Here is a 19294-nt window from a genome sequence, read left to right as displayed (position 1 = left end):
TCTCGTTTACAAAAATAAAGGCTATTTAGAATTATTCCAAACACAACGACTAATAAAACACATCGAAATCTTTTATTGTTCATAGACTCCGCAAATAAATTTTCAAAACACGCTGATTAGTAACGTTATGTTAGCTAAAAGAAACAGCTTATTCATGATTTTCTTGACTTAACACTTCCGTTAAAAAGGCGAATAAATCAACTCCTAGCAGCAAAATGCGGGGAATGTACTCCATAAAATCCCTCGACAATAGCTCGGGATCAGTTCAACTAAATAATTTTGAAAAACAAAATCATAGTCTCACTGATTTAAAAACATCTACCTTTGCCGCTTATTTAAGAACACCGGATGAATCAGAAAATTCTCAGGCTTGCCGTTCCCAATATTGTCAGCAACATTACCGTTCCCTTACTGGGTTTGGTAGATTTGGCATTGGTGGGGCATCTCGATTCGGAGATTTACATTGGCGCCATTGCCATTGGCGGTGTGATTTTCAACTTTATTTACTGGGGCTTTAGTTTTCTGCGAATGAGCACTACCGGCTTTACCGCCCAGGCTTATGGCGAAAAAAACACAGTAGAAACAATTACCATTCTGGCCCGTGCGCTTTTGCTGGTGGCTATTGTCAGTGTTCTGATCCTCTTGTTTCAGGCTCCGATTGCCTGGGCCAGTTTTAAAATAATAGGCGGCAGTCCGGAAGTAGAAAGCCTGGCAAAAACATATTTTAGCATTCGGGTGTGGGGAGCGCCTGCCGCTTTGAGCTTGTTTGTTTTTAACGGCTGGTTTCTAGGCATGCAAAACGCACGAATTCCGATGATCGTCGCTATTTCGGTAAATGTTATTAATATCTTGCTCAGTGCATTTTTCGTGTTTGTACTGCACATGAATTCAAGCGGCGTTGCACTGGGAACTGCCATATCGCAATATGCCGGACTGTTGATCGCAGCTATTTTCTTTTTCAAACACTACCGGCACCTGACTGTTTTTGTCTCGCGGAAAGGGATAATGGACCTAAAGGTACTCACCCGGTTTTTTAAAGTAAACACCGATATTTTTATCCGGACTTTCTGCATTATTGCTGTTTTCACTTTTTTCACTTCTAAATCGGCCAGTATGAACAACACCATTTTAGCAGTCAATTCACTTTTGATTCAACTGTTGTTGTTCTTTTCGTTTTTTATTGATGGCTTTGCCTTTGCAGGCGAAGCGCTTACCGGAAAATACATCGGAGCCAGGAAGCTGACAGAACTAAAAAAAGTAGTAAAGCTGTTATTTTACTGGGGAGCCGCACTTGCGCTGGGATTTACGCTTTTGTACCTTCCGGGAGTAAGTTTGATTTTACGGATACTGACTTCGCAAACAGAAGTAATCGAAAGTGCCCGGCCTTTTCTTCCGTGGATCGTTTTAGTACCGATCGCCAGTTTTGCATCTTTTATCTGGGACGGAATCTATATCGGAGCAACAGCATCCCGTGCCATGCGTAATACCCTGCTTATTTCAACCTTTGCGGTGTTTGCGCCGGTGTATTATTTTCTGGCTCCCTTGTGGGGAAACCATGCACTTTGGCTCGGAATGCTGCTGTTTATGCTTTTTCGCGGTTTGGTTCAAACCATTTTGTACAAAAAAGCGATACTGAAACCTTTACTTTAAGCCTACTGTTTTCAACCAGGCCTCGGCCATCAGTTGAGCTCCGGCCATCGAAGGATGCACACCATCACCGGTCCAATAAGCTCCGGGGGCATGTTTAATTGCCTCGTCATATACTTTCTGGAAAGGAACCCAAAGCGTATCAAAGGCATCAGACACGCGTTTTGCCGCTGCCTGGTATTGCTTCATCGGTTCTACCCACGTTTCATCCACAGCGGTAGTTTCCAGCACGTAAAATGGCTCGCACAAAACAAGCTTCACACCGGGCAAGGCTGCTTTTGTTCTCTCCAGCAATTTTCTGTAGTCATTTTCGTAAATCTCCACAGTACCGTCGTAATGACCGTTTCGCTTGTGCCAGTAATCGTTCACACCGATTAAAATACTCAACACATTGGGTTTTAAATCCACGCAGTCTTTGTCCCAGCGATCGGCCAACTGAAAAACTTTGTTCCCGCTAATTCCCCGGTTGTATATAGTAAGGTTGTTTTCGGGCATGGCGTTTAATAAGTACGAAGCGGTTAAAAAAGCATACCCGCCTCCAAACGAACTACCATTATTGGGCAATTCCTTTGCTTTCTCACGGCCGGCATCAGTTATTGAATCGCCCTGAAACAAAACAACATCATCCTTTTTAAACAAACCTGCCTTTTTCTCACCCGGTATGGCAGCCGATACAATACCCGGAATACTCGCTAAAGCGGCTGCTCCTGCACTCGATTTCAGCAGAAAATTTCTTCTTGAAAGATTCATATTGGTTAAAGTTTATATTTTTTGAATCTGATAAAAGTAGAAAAAATCCGGGCAAAATCAGACTGAACATAAAATGATCTTCCAAACACAACACAAATTAGAATTTATATCCTCAATTTGGTTTTGAAACACCTTATAATCTATTAATTTAGACAGAAAGTTTGTGGCTGTTATCCACGAGCAATCAACCTAATAAATAAGATTATGATAACGAAAGAAGTAGCCCGCTTACTGGCAGCTCTTGCCCTGTCAGCAGTTGCACTATCCGCCTGCCAGGTTTCCGTAAAAAAAGCAGAAGAAAAAGCAGCCCCTGCCAACACCGCACTATCCCAAGAGGTTTTCAGCCCTGAAAAAGAAGGATATACCTTATTCTGGGAAGATCAGTTTGACGGTTCGGAGCTGGATGAAACAAAGTGGAAAATAAGAGGAACCGGCCCGCGTCGTATCGGCTACAACGATCCGTCGATGGTAAAGGTTAATAACGGGCATCTGCACCTGATGTACGATATCAGAAAAGACAGCATTATGGGCAGCGCCGTAGGTACCTACGAAACCTTTAATACCACTTACGGTTATTTTGAATGCCGTGCCCGTTTGCAAAAAGGCAGTGGTCCCTGGGCAGCTTTCTGGATGCAGTCTCCACAAATATCGCAAGGTGAAGACCCCGCGACTTTTGGTGCCGAAATCGACATTTTCGAATATTTTAAAGGACTGGGAGACGACCACCTCACCCACTGCATACATTGGGCGTACGGCCCTAACCAGAAAAGTTCGGGAGCTATGAACAGCACCTTGGAAGGGTTGTCGAAAGGCTTTCATACTTTTGCCTTGGAGTGGACACCTGAAAAATATGCGTTTTACATCGACGGGCTGAAATTTCATGAACTGAGCGAAGGTCTGTCACACATCGATCAGTACATGATCCTGAGTATGGAAATCCCATCAACTCTTGAAGGAATTAAGAATGCCTGCGCGCCGGATACCTTTCTCGTTGATTATGTAAAAGTTTACAAAAAGTAAAACGCAGAAAAACAGACTGACTGAATAAAACACTCATTTCATAGAAAATTGAATCATCGATACTAAAAAAAAGAGCTGCCCACATGGACAGCTCTTTTAATATCGTTTCAGCCATTAACTGAATGACTTTCTATTTTTCATCCTGCGTTGATTCCAGCAACTTATCGGCCATTGCATTGGCAAGTTTGATCAGTTCTTCGCTGGTGTTGGGTTTCATGTTCCCTTTTTCTTCAATCGGGTCGTACACCAAATCCCATTTAATGTTCTCAGCAAAAGTTTTCAGGTTCTTCACACCGCCGCCATTCCACGAGTAGTTTCCAAAAATTCCGAGGTAATGATTTTTCGGAGCCATGTGCTCTACGGTAGTCAGCAGCGTTTCCACATTCGGGAACATTGCGTTGTTGTAAGCAGCACTACCAACAATAAAACCTTTGTATTTGAATATATCGTTGATGATGTATGACGAGTGGGTTTTTGAAGCATCGTAAACCCGGATGTTTTTGATACCGCGAACTGCCAGCTGACGGGCAATGGTCTCGGCCATTTTCTTTGTATTTCCGTACATCGAACCGTAAACAATTACCACCCCGCAGTCGAGGTCATAAGAACTCCACTTGTTGTAGCGGGTCAAAATCCAGTTCAGGTCACTGCGCCAGATTGGACCGTGAGTGGCGGCAATCATTTTAATATCAAGCGGCGCCAGTTTTTTAATCGCACGTTGTGTGTGGGCACAGTATTTTCCAACAATGTTGGTGAAATAGCGCATCACTTCCACTTCATAAAACTCGAGATTGATCTCGTCGTCAAAAATACCACCGTCAAGTGTTCCGTAGCTACCAAAGGCATCGCCCGAAAACAGAATTTTATTGGTTTCTTCGTAAGTAACCATTGTTTCGGGCCAGTGTACCATTGGGATGGTTTGAAACTGAAGTTTGTGTTTTCCAAGATCCAGTACCGAATCGTCGTGAACGATCAAGGTGTGGTTTGGCTTCAGGTAATAACTTTCCACATAATCAAAAGTCTTCTTGTTTCCCACCAGCGTAACTCCCGGATAACGGTGAACAATCGCCTTCAAAGCTCCCGAATGATCGGGTTCCATGTGGTTAATGATCAGGTAATCTACCTCGCGGTCGCCGATAATTTCCTCGATCGAATCCAGGTAATCATCAATAAACGCACGTTCAACGGTATCAACCAAAGCCACTTTTTCGTCAACAATCAGGTAACTGTTGTACGAAACTCCGTGCGGAATGGGCCAGATATTCTCAAACAGATGGGTCCGGCGGTCGTTAAAACCCAGGTAATAGATATCCTCGGCAAGATTAACTTGTAACATAATTTTCAGTTTTTCAGAATTTTCGGCCAAAATTAATGAATTTAGACTGATCAACCAGTAAAAAATTATCTACAGGGGTTATTTAGAATATGCGTTAAGTGTAAGTTAGCACGTCGGTCAGGTGTGAATTAAATTTTATCTTTGAACGGTAAACTATCATAATTTATGACGATCGAACAAAAAAGCAGGGCTATGACGTTTCCAAAAATCGGGAAGTTCATCATTATTTTCTTTGCCATAGCCGTTGTAATCGTGGGAGCGCGTGCCTACAAACTCTATCATTACACTTTTGACGCCAACGTAAAAACCGACTATGTTTTGCTGATCGGGGAAAACCAGGATTTTGAGGCGGTTTACAAAGAACTGGAAAAGGCCGCAGTATTGGTCGACAACAAAGCTTTTAGATGGGTTTCCGATAAAAAAAGTTACCCTTCGAATGTAAAACCGGGGCGTTATATCCTGAAAACCAATATGACCACCAATGCGCTGGTGAATAAACTCAGGAGCGGCAACCAAGACCCGGTGGACGTAACTTTCAACAACATTCGCATAAAAGAAGATCTCGCAGGCAAAGTAAGTAAGTACCTGTGGGCTGATTCTTTGTCGATTTTGCAGCTTTTCGCCAACGAGCAGGAAATCAGCGAAAGAGGCTTTGATGCAGAAACCTACCGGACCATGTTTATTCCGAACACTTACGAGATGTACTGGACTACCGATGCAGAAGAATTTGGCACCCGCATGTACCGCGAATACGAACGTTTCTGGAACGAAGACCGAAAAAACAAGGCAAAAACACTGGAGCTGACTCCTGTGCAGGTTTCCATTCTGGCTTCGGTGGTTGAATCAGAAACCGCCAAAGCCGATGAGCTGAAATGGGTTGCGGGTCTTTACATCAACCGGTTGCGTCGAAATATCCCGCTACAGGCCGATCCAACCATCAAATACGCAGTGGGTGATTTTTCTCTTCGCCGAATCCTCAACAAACACCTCGAAATTGATTCGCCTTACAATACTTATAAATATGCAGGCTTGCCTCCGGGTCCCATTTGTTTCCCTTCGGTTAGCTCGATTGATGCCGTGCTGAACTACGAGAAACACGACTTTATTTACATGTGTGCGAAGGAAGATTTTTCGGGCTACCACAACTTTGCCAAAACACTGGCGCAACACAACCGCAACGCTGCCAAATACCGGACGGCACTCGATAAGAACAGGATTTACAAATAACAGAATTGCTTATAACTATTGTTTTGTCAAAAAGCCGATTCAAGAGTGCTGGTACGGTCGTTCCAACCTGATAGTTAAATAATAAACAATAAATTGTTAAAACTAGCTTGTATCTGTAGGTCGGAATGTGGGATCATTGTATATTTTTGCGCCAAAATCAACCATTTATTTTATGCTTACATTTAATGATCTTAAAATCCGCCACAAACTCCGGATTTTAAGCATTTTTCCGTTTCTGGGGCTGATCCTCCTCGGAGCCATCTCCAATTATTTTTACAACACGGGCAAAACGCTGAGTATAGTTATCAATGCCGAACGAATCCATAATCTTACGTTTCAGGAAGGCATTGAAGATTATTATCGCTATCATATGTTCCGGGACGAAGCAATGCTTGAACAAGCCATGGACAGAATTCGCCGGGCCAACGATATGTCGTACACTTTTGGGACCCTCGATCAATTAACCGGGCTTCCAAAGAAAGAATTCATCGACACGTTGTACTATCATTACAAGGAGGCTTACGACTATAAACGATCGAATGCAGAATTGATGGCAGGAAGGCTTAAACTGCTGAGCATTGTAAAAACCGACGAACTCGCACAGGCACAGCAAATTGCTCAAAAGGGCTATCATCTAGGCAAAGAAATTCAGGAGCTGATCATTAACTCCCAAATCGACAACACTGAAATGGAAGCATCATTAGGCGCTAAGCTAGACCAGATGCGACTGTTTTACAATGACTTTGCTACTTCCATCAATGATTTGATTGATTCAGTCAACCGATTATTGTTCCTCGGAATTATCCTGATCGTTCTGCTACTTATATTCAGCATTGGCTCCGTTTCCCTTTACATCTCCCGGTCGATTAACCTCCCGGTTCGGGAAATGGTAAAACAATTCGATCTTATCGCAAAAGGGAATATTAAAACAGAACTTGTTTTTGATTCGAAAAATGAAATTGGAGAGTTAGCCCGGTCTTTTCGCAAACTGCAACACGGGTTCCGCGAAGTGATCGATTACACAAAAAAAGTGGCAGGTGGCGATTACAGCAGCCAGATAACACCCCGGTCAGAAGAGGATGAATTAAGCATCGCTCTGAATCAGATGGCACAAAACCTGAAAGAATCTCATGAAAAGGTCACACAGGATACCTGGTACCGGGCGGGCCTCAATACTATCAATGACAAACTCAACAGCAACGATACGCTGCAGGAGATCGCCCGGCAATCCATTCTTTTTTTAACGGAACGATTGCATTCTCAACTGGGTGGAATTTATTATTTCAACAAGGACACACAACACCTTGAACTATTGAGTTACCTGGGAATAGATTCCGGGAAAGCGAATAAGTTCATAAAACTAAATGAGGGAATTGTTGGCCAGGTGGCAAATTCAAAACAAATAAAAACGCTTGTTGATATACCGGAAGATTTGTACGCTACTTTTTCGGCCACAGGTAATTACAAACCCAAGCAAGTAGTTATTGTTCCCTTGATTTTTAACAACTTATTGATTGGCGCGATTGAATTATCATCTATTTACGCCTACACCGATATCGAATTGGAGTTTTTGCGCCCGGTTTCGGAAATCATTGCTATAAAACTCAACTCGGCTGCAAGCAGAATAAAAACAGATGAGCTGCTAAAAGAAACACAAGATCAGGCCAGCGAATTACAGGTTCAGCAGGAAGAACTGCGCGTGGCCAACGAAGAGCTGACAGAACATGCAAAAGTGCTGACCGAGAATGAAAAGAAATTACAGGTTCAGCAAGAAGAATTGCGTGTGGCCAATGAAGAACTGGAGGAGCGTACCCGCCAACTGGAAGTACAGAAAGAAGACATCAGCATAAAAAACCAGGAACTTACTGCCACCCACGAACAACTCGAAAATAAAGCCCACGAATTACAGCAGGCCAGCCAGTACAAATCGGAGTTTCTGGCGAACATGTCTCACGAACTTCGGACACCTTTGAACAGCTTGCTCATCTTATCAAATTTACTAAGCAGCAACAAAAAAGGAAACCTGACCGAAGACCAGGTCCGATCGGCAAAAATCATTTACAAAAGCGGCTCTGATCTGCTTCATTTGATCAACGAAATTCTTGATTTATCAAAAATTGAAGCAGGAAAAATGAGCATTGAGTTTTTGGATGTTCTTTCTTCCGATCTGCAGGACGAGATTCTGATGAACTTTAATGCATTGGCTGACGATAAAGATCTGGCCTTTGAAGTGACGATTGATTCTGCTTTCCCGCAAAAACTGCTTACCGACCGTTACCGTTTAATGCAGGTGGTAAAAAACCTGGTATCAAACGCATTTAAATTTACCAGCAAAGGCAAGGTAGCTGTTGATTTTCTGCCAACACCTGTTACAACCAAATTCAGATCGACGGGTTTGACGACCGAAAACACCTGTTGTATCAAAATCTCGGATACAGGAGTTGGGATCCCCCAGGAAAAGCTGGAATCCATTTTTGAAGCTTTCCAGCAGGCAGATGGTAGCATCTCCCGGAAATTTGGAGGAACGGGGCTGGGACTTTCCATTTCACGCGAATTAATAAAAATACTGGGTGGCGAAATCCAACTGGAAAGCGTTGTTAACCAAGGATCGTCCTTCTATGTTTATCTTCCGGTTGAAAAATCACAACAAGTTCAGACAATTGAAGCTGGCAGTAAACCGGCCAAAAAAGAAGAAGTAAAAAAGGTTGAAAAGGAAATTGTTGCTGACAACGGGCAAGCCACCCTGCTTCCTTACCTCGAAGACGACAGGAACGAAACCGGCAACGAACAAACTGTTCTGGTCATTCATCCGGCCAAAGAACAGGCACAAAAACTGATGCAACAGGCCCGCGAGAAGAAATACAAGGTTATTGTTTCTCCCACCATCCGCGACGGGATAGCACTGGCCGAAAAATACAGGCCCAAAGCGGTAATGCTGGCTGTTGAACTGGCCACCGGTAACCGCCAGGATTATCTTAAACTAAAGAACCACAAACTGCTGGGCAAGTTACCTGTTCATGTTATCAGCCCCATCGAACACGACCTGGAAAAAGAGCAGTCCGAATTAAAAACACTGGAAACCATCGAGTTTGCCGACGCACTGAAATCGCTGGAAAAACATTTTGACAGTTCACTAAAGAAGATGTTGATCATTGAAGACAACCTTCAAACCAGGGAACTGATCAAAACTTTGCTGTTTGACTTCGACCTAACCATTATCGAAGCAGGACTGGCCGAACAAGCCTATCAGTTAATGAAAAATGATTCGTTCGATTGTATCATCCTTGATTTGGGATTGCCCGATTATTCAGGCAAAGAATTGTTGGAGAAGCTGAAATCGAGCAACATTCCCATCCCGAAAGTAATTGTATACACGGGCAAGGAAATGAGTCAACAGGAAATAAAGGAACTGGAAAGCTATACGAATACGATCATTTTAAAAGGAATAAAATCGGATGAACGCCTGATGGACGAAGTGACGCTCTTTTTGCACCAGGTATCACAAAATATTCCCGGCATCAAAACCAAAACAACGCTTGCCAATGACGACCTGATTTTCAAAGGCAAAAAGGTATTGGTGGTGGACGACGATATTCGTAACGTTTTTGCCTTGGGTCAAATGCTCGAAGAACGCGAAATAATTGTTTCGGAAGCCGACAACGGACAATCGGCACTCGACATTTTAAAACACAACCACGACTTCGACCTCATACTGATGGATGTAATGATGCCGGTTATGGATGGTTACGAAGCCATGCAGATTATTCGCCAGACCAAGGAGATTAAAAACATCCCGATTATTTGTTTAACCGCCAAAGCAATGAAAGAAGACCATGAAAACGCTCTGAAAAACGGGGCAAACGACTACCTGGCCAAACCTCTGGACGAAGAGAAATTATTCTCGATGCTGAAGATATGGCTGTACAAGAATTAGTATTGAAAAAGAAAAACAAATGAAGGACGCAAACAAACCCCAAATTCTTATTGTTGATGACCTCCCCGAAAACCTGATCAGTCTGGAATCCATTCTGGAAGATTTTGATATCCGGATTGTACGGGCCACATCAGGGACAGAAGCTTTAAAGCTTACCATGAAAGAAGAATTTGCGCTGGTGATACTGGATGTGCAAATGCCCGAAATGAACGGATACGAAACCCTGGAGTTGATGCGGCAACGCAAAAAAACAAGGTACCTGCCGGTTATTTTTGTTTCGGCCATTCACCAGAGCGATCTACATATAATAAAAGGTATTGAAACAGGCGCGGTAGATTTTATTCCCAAACCGGTTATTCCGGACATATTGCGGGGCAAGGTAAAAATCTTCCTGGATCTTTACAATCAGCGGGTAAGACTCGACCGCCTGCTCAGAGACATGGAAGAAGCCAATTTGAATCTCAAAATTGCGAAGGACAAAGCAGAAGAAGCCACGCGTGTAAAGTCAATGTTTCTGGCCAATATGTCGCATGAGATTCGCACGCCGTTAAATGGTGTAATTGGAATTTCCCGGCTCTTGCAAAAATCGGAATTGAACGTCGAACAGCAGGACCTGATCAACATCATCGCCAAATCCGGTGAAAACCTAATGCTGATCATCAACGACATTCTTGATTTCTCCAAGATTGAATCCGGCCAGGTTCAATTCGAGTCTATCAGTTTCCAGCTGAGAGAAATGGTAAAAAACGTATACCAGTTGCTACGTTTCAAAGCCGAGGAAAAGGGCATCAGCTTTAGCTATACCATTGATGAAAATGTTCCGTCGGTTCTTTGTGGCGACCCTTTGCGGATCAACCAGATACTCATGAACCTGGTTAACAATGCCATTAAATTCACTCCTCATGGGAAAGTCGAAATCCGCGTTGAATTAGTGGATGAATACGAGCAATCCTCGCGAATTCTTTTTAGAGTTATCGATACAGGGATCGGCATTTCAGAAGAAGGCAAGCAGATGCTTTTCAAAGAATTTCAGCAAACCGAATCATCCATGTCAAGAAGATACGGAGGAACCGGTCTTGGGCTGGCTATCTCCAAAAACCTGGTGAACCTGATGAATGGCGAAATCAATGTGATCAGCACCGAAGGCAAGGGCACTGAGTTTTATTTTCGACTACCGCTAAAAAAATCTACCTTAGAAGAAAGAGAAAAAGAACTACAGTACCAGCTTCCGGAAGATATACGGATTTTGGTCGCTGAAGATAATCTCATCAACCAAAAAGTGTTTAAATTGTCGCTTAAACAACTGGGTTACAACAGCGATATTGCACAAAACGGACAGGAAGCCTTTGATATGCACATAGCCGATCCATACGACATTATATTTATGGACATGCAAATGCCCGGAACAGACGGTCTGCAGGCAACTTCTATGATCCGTGAATACGAACAGGAAAATGAGAATTTCCCGCTTACATACATTGCTGCAGTTACTGCCAATTCATTAAACAAGGATAAAAATGATTGCCTCAGTGCGGGAATGAATAACTTTTTAAGTAAACCATTTTCGGAAAAAGAGCTTATAACGGTATTGCAGGAAGGATTCAAAGTAAAAGCAAACGGGTATTCGCTGAAATATGAATAACTACTATGATTCAAATACCGAATTACTGGCCATTGAGCTAAAATTGCTTTTTGAGGGCATTTACCTGAAATACGGTTATGACTTCAGAAATTACAGCAAAGCTCATGTTCGGCGCAGGGTACTCAACTTTCTCGGACTAAATGATCTGAAAACAGTTACAGACCTGCAAAACAGGGTACTGAGAGAACCCGACTTTTTCAGGGAATTACTGGATGAACTGTCGATCAATGTTACAGAAATGTTCCGCGATCCCGATTTCTACCTGTCGTTTCGCGAAAACATTGTCCCGAAACTAAAGACCTATACATTTTTCAAAATATGGCATGCCGGGTGCGCTACCGGCGAGGAGGTTTATTCCCTGGCCATTCTTCTTCAGGAAGAGGGATTGCTGGACCGCTGCCAGATCTATGCCACTGACTTTAACCGCAAGGTGCTCAAGATAGCCAAAGAAGGAGTTTACCAAAAGTCGGATATGCAACAATACGAAAGCAACTACCTCAAAGCAGGCGGGAAGAAAAAACTGGACGACTATTACAAGTCAATGTACGGGTCTGTTATGTTCGACAAAATGCTTTCGAACCGCATTGTCTTCTCGGACCACAACCTGGTAACCGACAGTGTTTTTGCGGAAGTAAACCTGATTTTGTGCCGAAACGTACTGATCTATTTCGAAAAACAGTTGCAGGATAAAGTCCTGAATCTGTTTCATGAAAGTCTGACACCTTCGGGAGTACTGTGCCTCGGAACCAAAGAAAGTTTGAGATTTACCAGTGTGGAGGATAAATTTGATACCATCGATCAACGGCTGAAAATTTTTAAAAAGAAAATAATCTGATGTATCGGGCGGTTGTAATTGGCACCTCTTACGGCGGGCTGGAAGCTTTGAATATAATTTTGCCGGAACTGAAAAAGGATTTCCCGGTTCCTGTGGTCATTGTATTGCATATAGGCGAGCACAGCAACGACATTTTTATTCGCCACCTGAATGCGATTTGCGAACTGGAAGTAAAAGAAGCAGAAGCCAACGAACCCATACTTCCCGGGTTTGTTTATTTTGCCCCTCCCGGCTACCACCTCCAAATTGAAGACGATTACAGTTTCTCCCTATCTGCTGAGAAAAAACTGAATTTCTCCAGGCCATCCATTGACATTCTTTTTGAAACAGCTGCTTGGGCCTACAAAAACCAAGTGATCGGGATCGTGCTCACCGGAGCCAATTCGGATGGAACCAATGGCCTGAAAACCATCAAACAATTTGGAGGAAAAACCATCATTCAGAATCCGTGCAAGGCTACTTCGCCGGTAATGCCGCGATTTGCCTTAAAAGCAGTTCAACCCGACCTCAAACTAAACCTGGAAGAAATGGCTGAGTGTTTATACCAACTTGTGCTTCCAAATAAACCGCCAATTAGAAACTAAAAACAGTCAGCAAGCGATCAGATACAGTTTACTTCCCGTTCCAGTTCAACATCAAATTTTTCAAGCACCGAACATTTTATTTTTTCTGAAAAGTCCCAGACTTCTTTTCCGGTGGCATTGCCATAATTTACCAGCACGAGCGCCTGTTTTTCATGAACACCCACATTGCCTTCGCGCACACCTTTCCAGCCGGCCTGTTCAATCAGCCAACCCGCCGCCAGCTTTGCCTTTCCCTCCCCTGCCGGATACACAGGAAGCGTTTCAAATTCTGCTTTTAAACGTTCAGCCAGCGAACCATCTACCACCGGATTTTTAAAGAAACTACCGGCATTTCCAAACTCTTTAACATCGGGTAATTTCGAAGAACGAATTTCAATCACCGCCTCGCGAATGGTATGCAAATTAACATCGCCTTTTCCCTTCACTTTTGCTTCCAGATCGCCGTATCCCAGCTTAAACTCCGGAAATTTTTCCAGCCGGAAAATCACCGAAGTGATGATAAACCTGTTCTTCAAATAGCTTTTGAAAATACTGTCGCGGTAAGCAAAGCGACATTCACTGGCCGAAAACTCCGCAATTTCCTCTTTCTCGAGATCAAAACCTTTTACTTTCTCCACAACTGCACAAACTTCCTGTCCGTAGGCGCCAATGTTTTGAACCGGCGCGGCCCCCACTTTTCCGGGAATCAACGAAAGATTTTCAACGCCTCCCAGTCCGTAAGTCACACAATAATCAACCAAATCGTCCCAGCTTTCTCCGGCTCCGGCCTCGATCCATTGGTTCTGACGGTCTTCGTACACCGGAAAAATCCCCGGTACTTTGGGATGGATCACCAAACCGTCAAAATCATTCATAAAAAGAATGTTGCTGCCCTCCCCCAGCACAATCAGTTTTTCTTCGCGCCAGCTTTTATTGCTGCGAAAAAAAACGGCCAGATCTTCTACCTCGGTAAATTCAAAAAAGTATTTGGCTTTGGCGTCAATCCCAAATGTATTGTGGTCTTTCAGTGAATAGTTTTCAAAAAAGCGGATCATTTCAAAATTTTTGCGCTAAGATAGGTGAATTCACAAAACATGCCTGCCCAAAGCAGGTTCCTTCTTTGGATTTGTGCAAAAGCAGTTTCTAAAATGCCACGCCGAAAAATATTCTGACGATGCAAAAGTTCTATATTTACAGTTCCAAATCCGTCCGCTAATTGAAAACAGCAAAAAAACGAATCATTGTTTCAGTAACCAACGACCTGGTTTCAGATAACCGGGTGCACAAGGTTTGCTCCAGCCTGAAAAAAACGGGCTTCGATGTGCTGCTGCTTGGACGGAAATTGCCTCACAGCCTGGACGTAAAAAGAGATTATTCAACCAAAAGGATGAAACTCTTTTTCAGGAAAGGGCCCCGTTTTTATTCAGAATACAACTTCAGGCTTTTTGTGTACCTGCTCTTTGCGAAGTGCGACATATTACTTGCCAACGATCTGGATTCTCTACCTGCCAACTACCTTGCTTCACGCTGCAAAGGAAAAACCCTGGTGTACGACAGCCACGAATATTTCACACAGGTTCCGGAGCTGATCAACCGCCCGCGGGTTCAGAAAATATGGGAGCGCATTGAACGAATGATTCTCCCGAAAGTAAAGCATGCCTACACCGTTTGCGATTCAATTGCAAATGTCTACCGTGAAAAATACGGCGTCGATTTTAAAGTGGTTCGAAACCTTCCTCTTTCAAAGGAACCACAAGCATCGGCTGCTTCCTCCGGTTCGAAAATGATTTTATACCAAGGGGCTGTCAATATGGGTCGTGGCCTTGAACAGGCAATCCGGGCGATGCACCACATTGATGATGCGAAGCTGGTAATTGCCGGAGATGGCGACATCCGGATACAACTACAGGTGCTGGTTGTCAACGAGAAGCTTGAAAACAAAGTTGAATTCAAAGGGCGGCTACCGTTGGAAGAACTGGCAAAACTTACCGCCCAGGCTGATTTGGGACTTTCGATTGAAGAAGATCTTGGTCTGAATTACCGCTATGCACTTCCCAATAAACTTTTTGATTACATCCAGGCTTTAGTACCGGTTTTGGTGACCGATTTGCCTGAGATGGCCGCCATTGTCAACCATTACAAGGTGGGAGCTATTACCCGTTCGCTGGAGCCGGAAGTGTTGGCACAAAACATTCAGGATGCCTTGAACGATCAGGTGAAAAGAAAAGAATGGAAGACTTACCTGCCAAATGCTGCAGCTGATCTTATTTGGGAAAAAGAAGAACAGGTTCTTAAAGAGATTTTCACCCGTTTTCTATAAATTACCCGTTTTCTTCAAGTAAATTCTCAAAGGCTATTTCTTCCTTTATTGTATCCGAATCCGACAATTTCCCATGGGCACACACCAAGGTTCGCGCGGGTTTCTTGGCAATCACCGCATAGTCGTGGGTAGCCATCAAAATCGTTTTTCCTTCTTCATTCAGCCGGATAAAAAGATCAAGTATTTCTTCCGAGGTTTCCGGATCGAGATTACCCGTGGGTTCGTCGGCCAGTATAATTTCAGGATTATTCAGAATAGCCCTTGCGATGACCACGCGTTGTTGCTCTCCCCCACTCAGTTCGTAAGGCATTTTGTCTTTTTTCTGAAGCATCCCAACCACATTCAGCACCTCGATTACGCGCTCCATAATGGCTGTTTTTTGCTTCCAACCGGTGGACTGCAAAACAAAAGACAAATTCTGAAAAACATTGCGATCGGTCAGTAAGCGAAAATCCTGGAAAACCACGCCCATTTTTCGCCGCAGCTGAGAAACTGCCCGGCTTTTAATGCCTGCCAGCTGAAACCCCAGTACCTCACCTTTTCCCTGAAATAAGGGCAATTCGGCATTCAGTGTTTTAATCAGACTCGACTTACCGGTTCCCACCTTTCCGATCACATAAATAAACTCGCCTGCTTTTACCTCAAGATCCACATCCAAAAGAATGAGATTTTCCCGTTGATAGACAGCGGCCTGCTCCAGTTGTATGACTATTTTCTTGTCCATTCAGAATGATTGACGTACCAATTTAAACGGAAAATATTTGTCCGAAGGTATAATAAACAAAAGAAATAAACAGTTTCTTGTTAAGAATTAGAACAATTAGTAAACAAGGGCCAAATTGAGATTGACTATCTTAGATTTTCAATAAAATAGCGACAACTGGAAAATCAGAAACACTTCCACAGTCGATTAATTCACTAATAATGAGACTATAAAGCATGAAGACAATACCATTGATTTTATCCTTCGCGCTCATCCTTATTTTTCAACCCTTTGCAAATGCCCAGCAAACGGCTTTTTATACTCAGCTTGAGCAAAAAATTGCCGTGGCCAAACAACTTTACGAACAAAATAAATTTGTTTCGGCATTTCGCGAGTTTGAAAAAATACAAGAAGAGGTGGAGGACAAATCGGAGTTTTATTCCGAAGCAGAGTTTTTTAAAGCCGCCTGTGCCTTGCACGCAGGCTACCGTTCGGGTGACCAAATGATGGATAATTTCATTGCGGCTTACCCCGAAAGCCCATACATCAACACCGCGTGGTTCGAGATTGGAAAAGTTCAGTTTGAAAAACGCCAGTATGCCAAAGCAATCCGAAGTTTTGAGCATGTTGACAGAAGCGACCTTTCGGAAAACGACCGGACAGAAATTCAGTACCAAAATGGCTACTCAAACCTGATGCAGGAAAACAACGAAGCCGCGCTGGCAGAGTTCGAAATAGTAAGAAAAAGCAACAATCTTTACAGTAAACCGGCGGGTTACTACTGGGCACATATTCAGTACCTGAATGGTAACTACGATGCGGCCCTGCAGGGATTTTCAGAACTAAATAACGATCCAGCCTATTCGCAGGTAATTCCCATTTACGTAAGCCACATTTACTACAAGCAGGCCAAATACAGCGAAGTGGTAAACTATACCGTTCCCATCATGGACGATGTTCAGGATGAACACAAAACCGAGCTTTCAAGGATTGTTGGGGATTCTTATTTTCATTTAAGAGACTACGACAAAGCCATTCCTTACCTGGAAACCTATTTCAAAACCTCGGCCCCAAAAACGCGGGAAGAAAACTATATTCTGGGGTTTTGTTATTACCAGGCGGGGAAATACGCGGAGGCTGCTCCCCTGCTTGAAAAAGCCACTACCGGAGAAGACGAGCTGACACAAAACGCCTGTTACCACCTGGCCGACTGCTATATAAAACTTGATCAGAAAGAAAAAGCAAAAACCGCTTTTAATGCCGCTTCCGAGTTTGATTTCAATCCAAAAATCAAGGAAGACGCTTTGTTTAGCTATGCAAAACTAACGTACGAGCTTTCGTACTCACCGTTTAATGAAACCATCAAAGCTTTCGACCGCTACATCAGCGAGTATCCGAATTCGGACAGAAACGCGGAAGCTTACCGGATTCTTGTAGATGTTTACATGGTAACACGCAACTACAAAGACGCCATCGAGTCAATCGAAAAGATCCGGAACAAAACACCCGATGTGCTAAAAGCCTATCAACGGGTAACTTTTTACCGTGGTCTGGAATTATTTAATGCGGGTGATTTCGGGCAGGCGATCGAGTATTTCAACCTGTCGCTTGACAACGGTAAATACAGCCGCGATTTAAATGCACGCGCCCAATACTGGAAATCAGAAGCACTCTACCGCTCGGGCGATTACAATGCTGCGGTATTGGCTTACAACCGTTTTGAACAAACTCCCGGAGCAACAACAACTGCCGAGTCGGGCACTGCCGATTACAACCTGGGATATGCTTACATGAAAATGGATGACACGGAAGCTGCTTTCCGCCATTTCAGCAAATTTGTTTCAAAAAACAAGGGTAGTAATGCACCAAATCTGGCCGACGCCTACAATCGTCTGGGAGATTACTATTTCCAGAAAATGAAATACGACCAGGCGGTGGAAAACTACCAGCAAGCCTATAACATGCGTATTTTCGAAGCCGATTATGCACTGCTGCAAATCGCTTTCTGTCAGGGATTGCAAAGAAAACATACCGAAAAGATAGATAACCTTAACCAGCTGCTCGGCGATTTTCCGCAATCGGAATATGCCGATGATGCACTCTACGAACTGGGCCGTGCCAACGAGCGTTTGGGTAAGAACTTCGATGCGGTGCAACAATACCAGAAACTGGTTGCCACTTATCCTGAAAGTTCTTATTACAGGAAAGCCTTGTTGCAACTTGGTTTGATCAACTACAACAACGGCGACTACAACAAAGCCCTGCAGCAATACAAGGAAGTAGCCGAAAACTACCGGGGCACGCCCGAGGCCGAATCGGCACTTCTGGGAATCAAAAACTGCTATGTTGAACAGAACAATGTGGATGAATATTTTGCCTACATCCGTCGCTTGGGAGGTGGAGCTACGGTTAGCGCCACCGAGCAGGACCAGCTGACCTACATGGCTGCCGAACGTCTTTACATGGATGGAAAACCGGAAGCCGGAACACAGCTGCGTCATTACCTCGAACAGTTCCCCAACGGAGCATATCAGCTAAATGCACATTTTTACCTGGCTGAAATGCTATACAAGGATGGCGCTTACAGCGAAGCAAACGAGCACTATACCTGGGTGGCTAACCAACCCGATAACCTGTTTAGCGAGCCGGCGCTTTCAAAAGCTTCCGAAATGCAGTTTAAGTCAGAAAACTACGAAGCTGCGCTTACCATGTTCAACCGCCTGGAAAAAGTGGCAAACAGCAAATGGAACATCCTGAAAGCCAACATTGGCCAAATGAGGTGTTACTTGCTCGCCAACCAATACCAGCAAGCCATCGAAGCCGCTAAAAAAGTGAAGAAACAAGACATTACCAGCGATGCATTGAAATACGAAGCCGATTATGCCATCGGAAAATCCAACTACGAACTGGGTAACCTCAGCTCTTCGATTGATCCGTTGAACGATGTGGCGAAAAACACGCAACTGGAACAGGGAGCGGAAGCCAAATACCTGCTGGCCGAGATTTATTACAAAAACAAGAATCTCGCAAAATCAGAAGAAACAATCATTGACTTTGTTGAAAAAGGAACACCCTACACTTACTGGCTCGGAAAGTCATTCCTGCTTTTGGCTAGCATTTATGAAGACAAGGGCGACCCGTTCCAGGCAAAACATACGCTAAAAAGTTTGTCAGAAAATTACAACGAAGACGATGACGGCGTAAAAGCAGAAGCCAACCGCCGACTGGCAGCCATCCAGGAAAAAGAAGCCCGCCAGCAGCAAAATGCTGTTGACAGTTCGTTTCAAATGGAAATCAAACAAAACTAAAAGCTGAAG

Annotated in this window: 13 protein-coding genes; 9 read left to right on the top strand and 4 right to left on the bottom strand. The window is 43.7% G+C overall.

Annotation, left to right across the window (positions count from 1 at the left end):
* Positions 1-348 precede the first annotated feature (348 nt).
* The gene (locus tag INQ51_RS13805; RefSeq protein ID WP_233378553.1) at positions 349-1650 is read left to right on the top strand and encodes an MATE family efflux transporter; all 1302 of its coding nucleotides are present in this window, start codon (positions 349-351) and stop codon (positions 1648-1650) included.
* Here the strand turns inward: INQ51_RS13805 and INQ51_RS13800 are convergent.
* Entirely contained in the window at positions 1642-2397 is a 756-nt protein-coding gene (locus tag INQ51_RS13800; protein WP_233378552.1) for an SGNH/GDSL hydrolase family protein, read from the bottom strand. The genes INQ51_RS13805 and INQ51_RS13800 overlap by 9 nt on opposite strands.
* A gap of 204 nt (positions 2398-2601) precedes the next feature.
* On the opposite strand from INQ51_RS13800, the gene INQ51_RS13795 reads away from it, so the two are divergent.
* Positions 2602-3417, top strand: a complete 816-nt coding sequence (locus INQ51_RS13795; protein WP_233378551.1) for a family 16 glycosylhydrolase — start codon at positions 2602-2604, stop codon at positions 3415-3417.
* A 130-nt stretch (positions 3418-3547) separates the two neighbouring features.
* Here the strand turns inward: INQ51_RS13795 and INQ51_RS13790 are convergent, their stop codons facing one another.
* Entirely contained in the window at positions 3548-4753 is a 1206-nt protein-coding gene (locus tag INQ51_RS13790) for an FprA family A-type flavoprotein (RefSeq protein ID WP_233378550.1), read from the bottom strand.
* Positions 4754-4945: 192 nt separating this feature from the next.
* Between INQ51_RS13790 and mltG the strand changes: the two genes are divergently transcribed.
* The 5 genes from mltG (at position 4946) to INQ51_RS13765 (ending at position 12975) form a co-directional block, all read left to right on the top strand.
* Positions 4946-5980, top strand: coding sequence for an endolytic transglycosylase MltG (gene mltG / locus INQ51_RS13785; protein WP_233378549.1), 1035 nt, complete (start codon positions 4946-4948; stop codon positions 5978-5980).
* 172 nt (positions 5981-6152) lie between these two features.
* Positions 6153-9914: a response regulator gene (locus INQ51_RS13780; RefSeq protein ID WP_233378548.1), complete on the top strand. Its 3762-nt coding sequence runs from the start codon at positions 6153-6155 to the stop codon at positions 9912-9914.
* Between the two features lie 19 nt (positions 9915-9933).
* Complete coding sequence (locus INQ51_RS13775) at positions 9934-11556, top strand: response regulator (RefSeq protein ID WP_233378547.1); 1623 nt, start codon at positions 9934-9936, stop codon at positions 11554-11556.
* A complete protein-coding gene (locus INQ51_RS13770; RefSeq protein WP_233378546.1) occupies positions 11549-12391 on the top strand; it encodes a CheR family methyltransferase in 843 nt (280 codons plus the stop codon). The genes INQ51_RS13775 and INQ51_RS13770 overlap by 8 nt, the downstream gene beginning before the upstream one ends.
* Positions 12391-12975 (top strand): chemotaxis protein CheB, encoded by a 585-nt coding sequence (locus INQ51_RS13765; protein ID WP_233378545.1) that lies wholly within the window; start codon positions 12391-12393, stop codon positions 12973-12975. Before INQ51_RS13770 ends, INQ51_RS13765 begins: the two co-directional genes overlap by 1 nt.
* Positions 12976-12992: 17 nt before the next feature.
* On the opposite strand, the gene murB is transcribed toward INQ51_RS13765, so the two are convergent.
* Positions 12993-14009 (bottom strand): UDP-N-acetylmuramate dehydrogenase, encoded by a 1017-nt coding sequence (gene murB / locus INQ51_RS13760; protein WP_233378544.1) that lies wholly within the window; start codon positions 14007-14009, stop codon positions 12993-12995.
* A 161-nt stretch (positions 14010-14170) separates the two neighbouring features.
* Between murB and INQ51_RS13755 the strand changes: the two genes are divergently transcribed.
* The gene (locus tag INQ51_RS13755; protein ID WP_233378543.1) at positions 14171-15274 is read left to right on the top strand and encodes a glycosyltransferase; all 1104 of its coding nucleotides are present in this window, start codon (positions 14171-14173) and stop codon (positions 15272-15274) included.
* A gap of 1 nt (position 15275) precedes the next feature.
* On the opposite strand, the gene INQ51_RS13750 is transcribed toward INQ51_RS13755, so the two are convergent.
* On the bottom strand, positions 15276-15998 hold the full coding sequence (locus INQ51_RS13750; protein WP_233378542.1) for a cell division ATP-binding protein FtsE: 723 nt from the start codon (positions 15996-15998) through the stop codon (positions 15276-15278).
* Between the two features lie 215 nt (positions 15999-16213).
* Here INQ51_RS13750 and INQ51_RS13745 point away from each other — a divergent pair, with 215 nt between their 5' ends.
* Positions 16214-19285 (top strand): tetratricopeptide repeat protein, encoded by a 3072-nt coding sequence (locus tag INQ51_RS13745; protein ID WP_233378541.1) that lies wholly within the window; start codon positions 16214-16216, stop codon positions 19283-19285.
* Positions 19286-19294 lie beyond the last annotated feature (9 nt).

This window comes from Maribellus sp. CM-23, from assembly GCF_021354595.1.
Taxonomy (GTDB): Bacteria; Bacteroidota; Bacteroidia; order Bacteroidales; family Prolixibacteraceae; genus Draconibacterium.
Note: the sequence above shows the minus strand (reverse complement) of the source record. Positions and strands in the feature narration are given on the sequence as shown.

Excerpts from the sequence above, each read along its gene's own strand:
- INQ51_RS13805 (WP_233378553.1), top strand. The coding sequence starts at position 349 with ATGAATCAGAAAATTCTCAGGCTTGCCGTTCCCAATATTGTCAGCAAC.
- INQ51_RS13800 (WP_233378552.1), bottom strand. The coding sequence starts at position 2,397 with ATGAATCTTTCAAGAAGAAATTTTCTGCTGAAATCGAGTGCAGGAGCA.
- INQ51_RS13795 (WP_233378551.1), top strand. The coding sequence starts at position 2,602 with ATGATAACGAAAGAAGTAGCCCGCTTACTGGCAGCTCTTGCCCTGTCA.
- INQ51_RS13790 (WP_233378550.1), bottom strand. The coding sequence starts at position 4,753 with ATGTTACAAGTTAATCTTGCCGAGGATATCTATTACCTGGGTTTTAAC.
- mltG (WP_233378549.1), top strand. The coding sequence starts at position 4,946 with ATGACGTTTCCAAAAATCGGGAAGTTCATCATTATTTTCTTTGCCATA.
- INQ51_RS13780 (WP_233378548.1), top strand. The coding sequence starts at position 6,153 with ATGCTTACATTTAATGATCTTAAAATCCGCCACAAACTCCGGATTTTA.
- INQ51_RS13775 (WP_233378547.1), top strand. The coding sequence starts at position 9,934 with ATGAAGGACGCAAACAAACCCCAAATTCTTATTGTTGATGACCTCCCC.
- INQ51_RS13770 (WP_233378546.1), top strand. The coding sequence starts at position 11,549 with ATGAATAACTACTATGATTCAAATACCGAATTACTGGCCATTGAGCTA.
- INQ51_RS13765 (WP_233378545.1), top strand. The coding sequence starts at position 12,391 with ATGTATCGGGCGGTTGTAATTGGCACCTCTTACGGCGGGCTGGAAGCT.
- murB (WP_233378544.1), bottom strand. The coding sequence starts at position 14,009 with ATGATCCGCTTTTTTGAAAACTATTCACTGAAAGACCACAATACATTT.
- INQ51_RS13750 (WP_233378542.1), bottom strand. The coding sequence starts at position 15,998 with ATGGACAAGAAAATAGTCATACAACTGGAGCAGGCCGCTGTCTATCAA.
- INQ51_RS13745 (WP_233378541.1), top strand. The coding sequence starts at position 16,214 with ATGAAGACAATACCATTGATTTTATCCTTCGCGCTCATCCTTATTTTT.